The organism is Bacillus sp. SRL543 (genome assembly GCF_984799205.1).
Genome location: NZ_OZ481794.1, coordinates 1,083,646 through 1,096,128, shown reverse-complemented (window position 1 = coordinate 1,096,128; position 12,483 = coordinate 1,083,646). Strand labels below are relative to the sequence as shown.

Sequence of the window (12,483 nt, the reverse complement as noted above, 5' to 3'; positions counted from 1 at the left end):
GCTTTTTCAGTGTTATTTCCTGATCTTTTCTATTTCATCGGCTACAAATTGCACTGATGTGCCCACAATAACCTGAATGCTTGTAGGACCGACAATATTGATCCCCGGAACCCCGGTATCTTTAATCTTTTTCTGGTCCACCCGTTCCATGTCCTTCACTTCAATCCGAAGGCGGGTCACACAGTTGTCGACAGATGTAACATTCGCATCTCCGCCGAGGCCGTCATAGATTTTAGCAGCCATGATGGCGAATTTTTCGTTTCCTGCCGCAGGGGCAGAGGCTTCACTGCTTTCAGTGCCTTCCGCTCCTTCAGCCATTTCAACCCGGCCTGGAGTGGAGAGGTTAAACTTGGTGATCAGGAATCTGAAAAGCACATAATACAGGACTGCAAATACGAGACCCTGAACCAGCAGCATCCACGGCTGGTTGGCAATAGGGATCTTTAGGCTCAATACAAAGTCGACCAGCCCTGCACTGAATCCGAAGCCGGCCGTCCAATGGAAGAAGGCCGCCACAGCAAGCGAGATTCCCGTTAATGCAGCATGCACAACATAAAGAGCAGGTGCAATGAACATGAATGAGAACTCGAGCGGCTCAGTCACTCCCGTGAAGAAGGAAGCAAAGCCTGCAGCAAGCAGCAGGGATGCCGCCATTTTTTTCTGTTTCGATTTTGCCGTATGATACATGGCCAGGGCAGCAGCCGGAAGTCCGAACATCATGACAGGGAAGAAGCCCGCCTGGTACATGCCAGTAACCCCTTTAGTCCCTTCGCTTGCCCAGAACTTTCCAATATCATTGATTCCGACAGTATCAAACCAGAACACAGAGTTTAAAGCATGGTGAAGCCCTGTCGGGATCAGGAGCCTGTTAAAGAACCCGTAAAGGCCTGCGCCTACAAAGCCCATCTTGCTTATCGCAGTTCCGAATGAAACCAGTCCTGAAAAGATGAGCGGCCAGACAAAGAACAAAATGGCTGCTACAGCAAGCATTGTTACAGCTGACATGATCGGCACCAGCCGCTTTCCGCTGAAGAATGCCAGGGCATCCGGAAGCTTAACCTTGGCAAAACGGTTATACATAATGGACGCTACAATCCCTGATAAAATCCCGACGAATGCATTCTCAATCTTTCCAAATGCAGGATTTACATCGGCTGCATCTACACCTTGCAGCATCGCAACCGTGTCAGTTGACAGAAGCGTCGTCACAACGAGATAGGCGACCAATCCGGAAATGGCTGAAGAGCCATCCTTCTCCTTAGCCATCCCCAAGGCAATACCGACCGCGAATAGCACCGGTATATGATCGAGGATAGAGCCTCCAGCTTTAATCAGGAAAGCAGCAGCCGGGTTTCCTGCCCCCCAGCCGGTCGGATCGATATAATACCCAATCCCCATCAAAATCGCAGCCACCGGCAGCACAGCTACAGGCAGCATTAAAGAGCGGCCCATTCTCTGCAAGTACTTCATGATCATTTTTTATTCCCCCCTAGGTGAAAAACTTGTTTGTCTAATTTGTAATGTAATGCAGAACGGTCCTCCTTTTCGGGATATTTTATAAGATAAACGAAAAAAGTCCATGCCTGCATCTATTATAGTTCACAAAATTGTAAATATTCAATCAAATTTCCAATTCTGCCTTACTTATTTTGCACTTTTTTAATAAAAGCCGTCAAGCGCTTCTGGTATTCTTCTTCAGCGACCGTATAAGCCTCCGTATGACCGGCCCCCGGCACAATCCAGATTTCCTTCTCGCTTGTCGCCGCATCATAAATCCGGTCTGCCATTTCAGTCGGCACCAGCTCATCCTGGTCGCCGTGGATGATGAAAAGCGGGAGCTCGTTCTTTTTCACCTGCTCAATGGCAGAAGCTTCGCTGAACGTATAGCCTGCCCTTACCTTCGTCACCGCGCTTGTCACTTGCATAAGCGGGAAAGAAGGCAGATGGTACATATATTTAAGCTGGTGGGAGAGCTCTTCATGAACGTTTGTATAACCTGAATCCTCAATGATCCCTTTCACTTCAGGCGGGAGCTTCTCACCGCTTGCCATCAGGACGGTCGCTGCCCCCATGGAAAAGCCGTGCAGGAAAATATCAGTTGCCCCTTCCTCTTCTATCAGGCTGCTGGCCCACTTTACATAATCCTTCCGTTCATGCCACCCATAGCCGATATAGTCTCCTTCACTCTGGCCATGGCCCCTGGCATCCGGCTTCAGTACGTCAAATCCCTGCTCATAATAAAATTTCGTAATACCCGGCATCTGTTCGCTGCTGCCCTTATATCCATGAGCCAGGATGACTGCCCTGCCATTGGAATCCGGGTTCTTCAGGAATGCTGCCTTAAGCTTCAGCCCGTCGTCCGAGGTGATTTCAACTGTCTTGAAGTCTTGTTTTTCCGTCCACTCCATCACTTCAGCAAGCTTGGCTGCTTCTTCCTCAGCCGCCATTGCGCTGACCGCCCTCGAATCGCTGCCGCCATGGAGCTTCAACGCCTCATCACTCCGATTGATTGCTACATTATAAAAATAGTTTCCTGCTCCTATCAGAACCGCAGCCAGAAGCACGATGACACTGCCGCTAATCAGAAAGATTTTTTTCTTTTTCATTCTCCTACCCCATTTTCTATTTATCTTGAAACCATTATATCTATCATTTCCATTAATTTCTATATAAAAAGAACAATTAATGAAAGCGCTTTTATACTTTTAACTTGTAGATCAGAAACCTTTCATTATGATCATGGCTGCTTTCCGGAAGCTCAACCTCTTTTTCCAGCTCAAAGCTTGTATAATTTTCAAGGAAAAAAATATATTCCTCTGAGGGGTAATACAGCACGATATCTGCAGAGCGGGGGTGTTCTTCCATAGACAAAAGGATATTCGCAATGATGCTCCTGAACACCTGGATGGAAAAAGGGTTGAAGAAGTAAAAGCAATTCTCCTCCGGCTTAATCCAGTATTCCTCTGCAAGGCTGCATTCAAATTGGAGCATCCCCCTGCTTTTTCTGCTTTTTTTCACATAAGTTTCTGCGTTGCTAAGGGCTTCTTCATATAAATCCTCATTCATTTCAACACCTGTCCCGGAAGCCTGGAACAGATAGTGGCTGTAAAAGACAAGCCGGCCCTTCCCGCAGCCGAAATCAACAAGCCTGTCAGTGCCCGCCAGCTTGTAATCCTGGAATAAAATGTCCAGCGCGGAATAAGGCGTAGCCTCATAGCGGTGATAATGGAAGGACCGGGTAAACCCCTGCTGTCCGCCTTCTGTTTTAATATGAAGAAGTCTGTCATAATCCTGTTCTTTCATTCTGTCCTCCCGGGCTGTTCAATGTCATTCTCCGCCAGTGCCTGCATATACTCCACGTTAGAGCCGCCCGTCCCATAGCTCTCCCCTGTGTCCGGGAAAAAAACCTGCCCATTTCCATCATAGCCGATCCAGCCAAAGCGGATCCCCAGTAACGGAAAAAAGAACTCATCGTGCTGGCTGCTCTTGGCAGACTCGGCCAGTGAACCTGCTAAGGACACCCAATCCCCCGGAAGCTCAATCATGCCATAACTGCCTCCATTTAGGCTGATTTCATGCTCCATTTGGACTTTAGGAAAATAAGTTTCCTTTCCACCTGATACAAAAAAGTCCCTTTCTCTCATTAAAAAGCAGCGGATTCCTTCCAGACCGCTCTCTGCAGGAAAGCTCCAGGCAATCCGGAATGAAGCCGGATCTTCGGGATCGATTTTCCACAGCTTCGGCTCTCCTGCTGAACTGATGAAATCCAGCTCCCATTTCCGCTTTTCCCATCTCCAGAAGCTGGCCCCTGACTCTCCGCCTTCCCTCGCAAAAGGAGCAAACATATGCTTTTCATCGGCAGGGATTACGGCCATGATTTCCTTGGCTTTCATATCCTGATCAAAGCGGTTGATCTGCTGAAGCAGCTCTTTTTTCTCAGGAATACCTTCCGGATTCGAAAAATACAGCCAGCAGACAATAATGCAGGAAACAATCAATATGGCCCCAGAAAGGAGGGCCAGCCTTTTTTTAGTCATATCCATCACTCCGAAAATGTTTATTTACGGAACCAGTTTGCATTCTCATCCATATGCAGGAAGGGGATGCTGGTATTCACTTCCCCGGTAATCCTTTTCATATCAATATCTTCTCCCTGCAGCCAGCTGTCAAAGTCAAACTCAACCGGGCTCCGGTCGCCTCCAAGGGCAAACCAGGCTTTACCTTCCTGCGGCAAATAGCCTGATGTGTGGATGGTGCCCGCCCAGCTGCTGTATAAATCAGAGAAAACGCCTTTATCTGTATCATTCAGGAGCCTGAACGCTTCCATCGCTTCTGTCATTTCTCCGCCTGCTTCTTCAATAACAGCTAGCCTTCGGAGGGAATCGGCCAAATGATGGCGGTTTTCATCTTTCATGATTTCAAAATGGTTGGTGCAGGCATTCGTCTGCCGGACCTCCACCCTGCGCGGGGAAGTTTCCACTGCAAAGGATTTTCCGCTTCGATCATACACTACATAGGTGAAAGAATGGCGGTGCGGAATTTCTTTTAGCATGCTCACAGCTTCATCGGCATCGGCGCATGACTCAAGAAGCAGCCTTCCGATCATGCAGCAGATAAAGCCGTCGCCGGGCTTTTTGCGGTTCATGAAGTTATAGCCTACCACGAGGCCTTTCTCGTTCATTCCATCCATCCGCCCTGTGACCCGCTGGCTTGGCCCGATGATGGCATAGCCCTGGTCTGTGGGCTGGAAAAAGGTGTAGCGGCCTTCATAGGTTTTGGGATGATAGTCGTAGTTGCGGATCAGATAGCTGCTGCCTGTCATGATGGAGCAGCCGGAGCGGGTATAATCGACGCGGTAGCCGCCGAACTCCTGGAGGACTTTCCCTATCGGCCATTCGAGCGCTTCCTGGAGGCCGAGCAGTTCGTCCCAGATGCCGGGGGCGAATTTTTTGATTGCATTTTTTGCTTCTTTTTCATCGATGATGAAGCGCGGTTTTCTTACTTTCCATTGTTCTTCGCGGTTTTTTACAGAAAGCGAGTTTTTGATTTTTTCGCCCTGCATGCAGCCGAAGTCATAGTGGGTGCCGCGGAACTGGATGATGTCGCTGTATATTTGTTTCATAGGTATCCCTCTTTTATCTTAGATTGCCTTATTAATGATGCTTCTTTTAAGGATACTGGAAGGGGAATTGAAAATAAAGTGACTCTTATTAAGAAAAAGCTGACCCGATTAGGATCAGCTTATACAATATTTATCACTTCTTGATGGGGGCTGTTGATTTGCGTTGCAGGCCTTTGAAATTTTTTGGCATGGTTTCTATTGAGAAGTTGTTTAACACAAATAACTCTTTATGGGTGGTTATACCCTTTTTTCAAATCTGATTCATCTCATGGACTCTTTTCCTCTTGCAAATGGGGGCTGCTGATTTGCGTTCCAGGCACTTCGCTTTCCGCGGGGCGAAGTTGAGCCTCCTCGCGCTCCGCGCTGTGGGGTCTCAACATTTCCGCTGCATTCCCGCTGGAGTCTTCGTGCCTTCCACTCCAATCAGCAGGTCTTCGAAATTTTATGGCTCAGAAACATTCATACGGATCTAGTTAAGCACCTTCAGGAGTTTTTTATTCATAAACATCTTTAATTCTCTTCCTTGAGACCTAATCTGTACCAACCTGGATATCTTCCTTTTATAAATCATCCACTACAAGGTAAACAGCTTTAACTGGTCCATGGACGCCGACGATGAGGTTCATTTCGATGTCGGCGCTGTTGCTTGGGCCGGAGATGAAGTTGATGCAGGATGGGACTTCTTCTCCTCTGGCTGACATTTCGTGGATGACTTTGGCTGCCTGGGTCATCCTTGGTACGATGGTGCTTTTTGGGATGATGGCAAAGTAGATGGCTGGGAGGAGGCTGACGGACCGCCCTTTCCCCTGGCCGCTGAACAGGACAACGGTTCCGGATTCTGCCAGGGTTGTGTCACTGAAGGTGATTCCGATATCGGCGGTTGCTGAAATGGCGAGATTTTCTTCTCCCGCTTCAGAATCCCATACATGCAGATCAATCCCGTCTGATTCCAGGGTGCTTTGCATGCTGCCGAGCCCGCATTCTTCAAAGCGGGGGTCATCCCATGTGACGACCGATTTGCCGCCGGTTTCCTTTATCAGTTCTGTTATCAGGAAAGGAAGGTCTGCTGTTACTGTCCGATGCACTTCTGTATGGATGATTTCACATTGCTTGATAAGGACCCCGGCAAGCTCATCCTGTGAAAAGTTCTTCAGGACTTCCCACTGCGGATTATGCTTCCAGACCGGCTTTTCAACAGTATTGCGCCTTTCCCGGCCAAGGTTCTTCGCCAGGTTATCCAGGAAAGAGGAGCGGTTTTTGATTTGTCCTGCAGGCATTATTTGTCCCCCTCTTTTTCTCTCTTTTTGAACCAGTCCCTGAACCGGTCCTTTTTAGGTGCCGGGAAATCGCGGATATCTGTCCAGTTTTTCAGCGGGCCCGGTCCTTTAGAGATTTTATCGTCTTTTGAAAAAACACCCAGTGCCGCCGGTGCAAGCTTTGAGCCGATGTTGTACATGGCCGGCGAAGCGGTACCCATGCTGAAGGCCTTCATGGACAGATTCTCAAAGGCAGGAGCCCTGCCTTCTTTCTCGACGATTTCCTGGCGGTGGCGCAGCAGATGCTCGTGAAGCGGAATCTTCACCGGGCATGCTTCCGTGCACGCAGCACATAAAGTCGAGGCGTAAGGAAGTTCCTTAAATTCATCATAGCCGCCCAGTAATGGAGACAGGACAGCGCCGACCGGCCCCGGATAAATTGAGCCGTAGGAATGTCCGCCTACATGGCGGTAGACCGGGCATACATTGATGCAGGCTGCACAGCGGATGCAGTGCAGGATCGACTGGAAGGCCGTCCCCAATATTTTCGAGCGCCCGTTATCGACGATCACCAGGTGGAATTCCTCCGGCCCGTCAACATCGCCCTCCTGCTTCGGCCCGGTCAGGCCGGTAACATAGCTTGTCAGCTTCTGCCCGACCGCCGCCCTTGTCAAAAGGCTGACCAGGACCTCCATTTCTTCCCATGTCGGCACAATCCGTTCCATCCCCATGACGGTGATCTGCGTCTTCGGTATAGCTGTGACCATCCGGGCATTTCCTTCATTCGTCACAAGAGAAACCGTTCCGGATTCTGCAATCGCAAAATTGCATCCTGTGATGCCGATGTCTGCTTCGAGGAATTCCTTCCGCAGCTTTTCCCGAGCAAACAAGGCAAGCTCTTCCGGCTTTTCCGTTTTGTCATAGCCGAGCTTTGCTTTAAATACATCACGAATTTGTTCTTTATTTTTATGCAGCGCAGGCGTCACGATATGGGAAGGCGGATCATTGTCATCGACCTGCAGGATCCATTCCCCAAGGTCGGTTTCAATCACTTCGCAGCCTGCCTTTTCAAGCGCTTCATTCATATTGATTTCTTCCGTGACCATGGATTTGGACTTAACGACCTTTTTTCCTTTTTTTTGTTTTACAACATTCGTGATATAGTCATTCGCTTCTTCAGCTGTTTCAGCGAAAAAAACATGTCCGCCGCGCTTTGCGACATTTTCGCTCAGCTGCTCTAAATAGTAGTCAAGATTTTCAATGGTATGAGAGCGGATTTCTTCGCCAAGCTGGCGCCAGTCCTCCCAGTTCCCAAGCTCTTCCGCTGCATTCAGGCGCCCTGTCCGGAAGCGGCCCTGTGCAGAGGAAACGGCTCCGCGCATAAACGTATCATTGATGCCGCCGGCGACCCGTTCCTTGAAAGGCTTATCCCCAATTTTCATTGCCATGTTAATTCCCCCTCTTTCTCTGCACTTTTACCTGCTGTTCAGGACGGATGCTATATGCATCACTTTAATCTGCTTGCCATGCCTTTCAATCCGTCCGCCGATATTCATCAGGCAGCCGCAATCGCCGCCTATTAAAATATCAGCCTCTGATTCTTCAATATGCATCACTTTTTCATCGACCATCTGCTCTGAAATCGGTGTCATTTTTACCGAAAAAGTGCCTCCAAATCCGCAGCAGTCATAGCTGTTCTGGAGCGGCCTCATCTCAAGCCCCTTCACATTGCCCAGCAGCTTCATTGGTGCTTCCTTCACTCCGAGCAGCCTCGTCATATGGCAGGAAGTATGATAAGTTGCCTTCCCATCAAGCCTGGCACCGACATCCTCAACGCCGAGCACATCAACAATGAACTGCGTCAGTTCAAACGTTTTATCAGCCAAACGCTGGGCCCTGCCTTCCCATTTCGGGTCCCCTTTGAAAATATGGGGATATTCTTTGAACATCGTGCTGCACGACCCGGAAGGAGAAACAACATAGTCTGCATGCTCAAAAACTTTTATCATATGTTTCATCGATTCTTTCGCTTTTTCCACATAGCCGCTGTTATATGCAGGCTGTCCGCAGCAGGTCTGGCGCTCCGGGAAATCGACCTCGCAGCCGAGCCTTTCGAGCAGCTCCACGGTATCTTTTCCTGCTTCTGTCTGGAATATATCGATCAGGCAGGTAACAAATAATGATACTTTCATCGATTTCACCTTTCCCTTGTTATCGCTTTCACTTGTTTGAAAGCTGATTCGCTTTTTCTACTTTCTAGTTTAAATCTTTATACGTTCATAGTCAACAGGTCATCAGATGACTTTAGTATACTAAAATATTATCCTGAAAAATAAAGCAGGCCCTTTTATAGGACCTGCACTTTTTTAAGCCGCTTTTTTCAGCTGCTTGCTTTCCGTACGATTCTGTTTTTCCCCTTTGTACAGCATCACAAGTATGAAGCCGGCGGCAAGCGCAAGAATGGCTGTACCCGCATTAAGGCCGAATCCATTGATGGCTGTATAGCCGATCCCCCCGGCAAAAATGACATAGAAGGTCATTGGGATCAGTGTTTTTCTGATCAAGTTTCCTTCTTTTCCGATCAGGCCTGCGGAAGAAGAGGCAGCAACCACATTGTGCACACAAATCATATTGCCGGCTGCCCCGCCGACTGCCTGCAGGGCGACGATCGTGGCAGGAGCTGCCATGATATTGTCTGCCACCCCGAACTGGAAGAGCGAGAACATCATATTGCTGATCGTGTTGCTTCCGGCTGCAAATGCGCCGATCGCCCCGATCGTCGGTGCCGCAAGCGGCCAATAGGAGCCGAACACCTCTGATATCCCTTCGGCGAGTGCGAGCGGCATGCTCGTATAGTCAGCCGCGTTGACACCGGAATTAATGAATACCTGCACCATCGGCACCGCGAATATAAGGGCTGCCATGGCACTGACAACGGTCTTGAACGAATCTCTGACCGCCCTGCCGTATTCCTTCATATTCATCTTGAAAATAAGGATGGAGATCAGCGATACAGCAATGAATACAACACCGGGAATATTCAATGGCTTGGATTCCACCGTGATGACTGTCCCGAATACATTTTCAAGGCTGATGACCCATGACTGGATCCAGCCGGCAAACGGGAGGGTCTTCAGTCTCGTCAGTACCAGCAGGACTGCTACAAGAATGTAAGGCAGCCAGGCTGCGATGAAAGAAACAGGCTTTTTCGCAGCATCTTCTTTATCAACCTGGAGGGTGCCTGTCCAGGCAGGGTCCCAATTATTTTCGGAATCAAAATTCCAGGTCTTTTTCGGGACAAGGAATCCCTTCCTTGCTGCCGGGACCACAATGGCGAGTCCCATCAAACCGCCGATCATGGACGGGAATTCCGGCCCAAGGAGATTGGCCACAAGCGCATAAGGCACCGTGAATGCCAATCCTGCGAAGATAGCAAACTTCCAGATGGCAAGCCCTTCTGCAATCGATTTATTTTTGCCGAAGAAATAGGTAAGCATCGTAACCATAAAGAGCGGGATGAATATCCCGATCACACCATGGATCAGGGCAACCTGGCCGCCGATTCCGTTTATGTACGCATCCATCGTTGTGCCTTGCTCGGCAACATAGCTTTGGACAAGGGGCGAATCCTTCAAGCCGGTATTAACGCCGATCAGGATCGGTGTACCGACGGCCCCGTAGGATACCGGCGTTGACTGCAGGATCAGGGCAACCATTACAGCTCCCATTGCCGGAAAACCGATTGCCACAAGAAGCGGACCGACAATGGTGGCCGGTGCTCCCCATCCTGCAGCTCCTTCCAGGAAAGAGCCGAACAGCCAGCAGACGATGATCGTCTGGACGCGCCTGTCAGGCGAGATGCTCATAAAGCCTTTTCTGATCGTGAAGATGGCACCGCTTTCTTTCAGGGTATTAAGCAGCAGGATAGCCCCGAAGACGATGACCCCAACCTCAAGCGCTGTCACAAGACCTTTGACGGCAGCAGCACCGATCTGGGCGCCAGGCACTTTCCAGACAGCGGTGGCCATCAGGACGGTCACAATCAGCGATAGCGGCATCGCCTTATTCGCAGGCCATCTCATAATGACTAAGAAAACAAATACCGAAACAATCGGCACGGTAGCAATAAGAGCGAGCATTCCAATACTCATGTTTTCAATCTCCTTTTTAAAAGACATTTCATTCATCATGTTAACAGGTCATCAGATGACTTTATTCTATTAAACAGTATAAGTAAAACGCTTTCACATTACAATAGGGAATTTTCAGATATATTTTTTCAGAGGAGTTTAGTATTTGTGTTTCGAGGAGTTTGGTTTTGAGACATTTTCAAATAACCTGTCAAATGAATCGTCTAACCAGACGGATAAATAAAACCTGCATCCCCTCGGATGCAGGTCTTCATTCTTCCATTTCATTCATAAATTTCATCAGGACTTCTTCCACACTGTGGAGGTGATTCAGCATCTGCTGCTGGGCGCGGGGCCCATCCTGGTCCCGGATGCTTTCATAGATGCTCTGGTGCTCAAGCGTTAGGCGCCCTAATGCTTTTTCGGTAGAATACAGCCAGATTCTCCTTGTCTCGCGCATGGTGGTCACCATCATTTCGGAAACATTATTCATCAGGCTGATAAGAAGATCGTTTTGCGACGCCTTGGCAATCGCCATATGAAACTGAAAATCGGCTTCTTCCCCGAGTTCTTCATCGCTCGCCTTCTTCATTTGCTCGAGCGCCGCTTCAATTTCAGCCAGCTGCTCTTCCGTACGCCTTTCTGCAGCAGCACTGACGGCACCTACCTCAAGTATCCTCCGCACCTCCAGAAGATTTTTGACATCGGTCTTTTTCATCAGCATCGCCGTATACACGGGCAATGTCAGCATATTGGATTCGAACTCCCTGATATAGGTGCCCTCGCCCTGATGCATCTCCACAAGCCCCATGGCACGCAGGGCGCTTAAGGCTTCCCGGACCGCAGACCTGCCGACCTGAAAGTTTTCCGCCAGCTGCTGGACCGAAGCCAGTTTATCCCCCGGCTTCAGCTCGCCTGACTTGATCATGTCCATGAGAGCTTCGGCGATTTCTTCGTATATTTTACGCGGTTTAATCCGTTTGTAGTTCACAAGGCTCACCCCATTATCCTTCTGATTCTGATTTTATAGCATAATGGATGAACCGACAATGCAGAGCAGCCGGCAAAAAATCCGTTTTATTTGGAATCAGTAATGATCAGCGGGTTTTCAGCCCGGAAATATAACTGCCCTTCAGGCGCCGATATCAGTACGCCCTTCCCATCCTTTTCAATATAAATGACTGACTCCAGGCCGCTTCCCCATTTAGGCTCAGTACCGGAAAGAAGATAAGGAAATCTTTCCTCACGATTCTCTTCCATCGTTATTTCCCCGTACCATTCTTCACTATCAAAATTTTCCCTGGTCCATGTTTCTGCCTCCTGCAGAGCTCCCGGGCGGAGGACTGCCTGTTCTGCAGCCGGGTGCAGCAGGACCACTTCCGCTTTTTCAAAATTGGCTATGTAGATAGCAGGATCCTTTGTGTCATAGACCCCATGGTAAAACATAGCCGCTGCAAGTGAAGCCGCAAGCAGAGCAAAATTGGCGGCAAAGCCGAGCCAGGCAAACCGCCGGTACTTTGCCCATCTCCCTTCTTTGCCCCTGGAGAAAAAGTAAAGGATCCATACCCCTAGAGGCAGAATCGGCAGCCGTATGGGCAAATCCTCACTCTGCCAGTTAATTGAAAAAGAAAAAAGGCCAATAAACATGATGAAGATGATTTTAATAACCTTTGGCTTGTCGTCCTGCTTTTTATATAAAACATATGCGGCTATCATAACAGCTGCATAAGCCAATAAGGTGGCTGCCCATTCTACTGCGTTACCTGTAAAATCCAGATTGATCATGAAGTTCACCTCCTGCTGGTTCCATTTACTGTTATATGTATGATAACAAGAACAAAAGCGCAAGCGCCTTGATCACCCCCGACAAGCACAAGACGAACCTCCCGGAAAGGCGTTCAAATTGCCTTTTTGGGAGGTTTGGCTTGTGACCTCGAGGGGGTAGGCGCTGGAGCTGGACGTTGATCAAGAATTG

Annotated in this window: 11 protein-coding genes; all 11 read right to left on the bottom strand. The window is 49.0% G+C overall.

The genetic code is table 11. The features are described from left to right. Nucleotides 1-12: 12 nt before the first annotated feature. The gene (nagE, locus tag AC4E8B_RS05640) at nucleotides 13-1,473 is read right to left on the bottom strand and encodes an N-acetylglucosamine-specific PTS transporter subunit IIBC (RefSeq protein ID WP_490219518.1); all 1,461 of its coding nucleotides are present in this window, start codon (nucleotides 1,471-1,473) and stop codon (nucleotides 13-15) included. 167 nt (nucleotides 1,474-1,640) lie between these two features. After that, nucleotides 1,641-2,606, bottom strand: coding sequence for an alpha/beta hydrolase (locus AC4E8B_RS05635; protein WP_490217576.1), 966 nt, complete (start codon nucleotides 2,604-2,606; stop codon nucleotides 1,641-1,643). 91 nt (nucleotides 2,607-2,697) lie between these two features. Further along, a complete protein-coding gene (locus tag AC4E8B_RS05630) occupies nucleotides 2,698-3,303 on the bottom strand; it encodes an SAM-dependent methyltransferase (protein WP_490217574.1) in 606 nt (201 codons plus the stop codon). After that, nucleotides 3,300-4,037, bottom strand: a complete 738-nt coding sequence (locus AC4E8B_RS05625) for a hypothetical protein (protein ID WP_490217572.1) — start codon at nucleotides 4,035-4,037, stop codon at nucleotides 3,300-3,302. The genes AC4E8B_RS05630 and AC4E8B_RS05625 overlap by 4 nt, the downstream gene beginning before the upstream one ends. Before the next feature lie 20 nt (nucleotides 4,038-4,057). Then, nucleotides 4,058-5,122 carry a C45 family autoproteolytic acyltransferase/hydrolase gene (locus tag AC4E8B_RS05620; RefSeq protein WP_490217570.1) on the bottom strand — a complete coding sequence of 355 codons (1,065 nt, stop codon included), beginning with the start codon at nucleotides 5,120-5,122 and terminating at the stop codon, nucleotides 4,058-4,060. A 560-nt stretch (nucleotides 5,123-5,682) separates the two neighbouring features. Continuing rightward, nucleotides 5,683-6,399, bottom strand: a complete 717-nt coding sequence (locus AC4E8B_RS05615) for a LutC/YkgG family protein (RefSeq protein WP_490217569.1) — start codon at nucleotides 6,397-6,399, stop codon at nucleotides 5,683-5,685. Next, nucleotides 6,399-7,826: a LutB/LldF family L-lactate oxidation iron-sulfur protein gene (locus AC4E8B_RS05610; RefSeq protein ID WP_490217568.1), complete on the bottom strand. Its 1,428-nt coding sequence runs from the start codon at nucleotides 7,824-7,826 to the stop codon at nucleotides 6,399-6,401. Before AC4E8B_RS05610 ends, AC4E8B_RS05615 begins: the two co-directional genes overlap by 1 nt. A gap of 27 nt (nucleotides 7,827-7,853) precedes the next feature. Beyond that, nucleotides 7,854-8,570, bottom strand: coding sequence for a (Fe-S)-binding protein (locus AC4E8B_RS05605; RefSeq protein WP_490217567.1), 717 nt, complete (start codon nucleotides 8,568-8,570; stop codon nucleotides 7,854-7,856). Between the two features lie 174 nt (nucleotides 8,571-8,744). Beyond that, the gene (locus AC4E8B_RS05600) at nucleotides 8,745-10,529 is read right to left on the bottom strand and encodes an L-lactate permease (protein WP_490217565.1); all 1,785 of its coding nucleotides are present in this window, start codon (nucleotides 10,527-10,529) and stop codon (nucleotides 8,745-8,747) included. Between the two features lie 250 nt (nucleotides 10,530-10,779). Continuing rightward, a complete protein-coding gene (locus tag AC4E8B_RS05595) occupies nucleotides 10,780-11,499 on the bottom strand; it encodes a FadR/GntR family transcriptional regulator (protein ID WP_490217563.1) in 720 nt (239 codons plus the stop codon). An 86-nt stretch (nucleotides 11,500-11,585) separates the two neighbouring features. Then, entirely contained in the window at nucleotides 11,586-12,293 is a 708-nt protein-coding gene (locus AC4E8B_RS05590) for a hypothetical protein (RefSeq protein WP_490217562.1), read from the bottom strand. Between the last annotated feature and the right edge of the window lie 190 nt (nucleotides 12,294-12,483).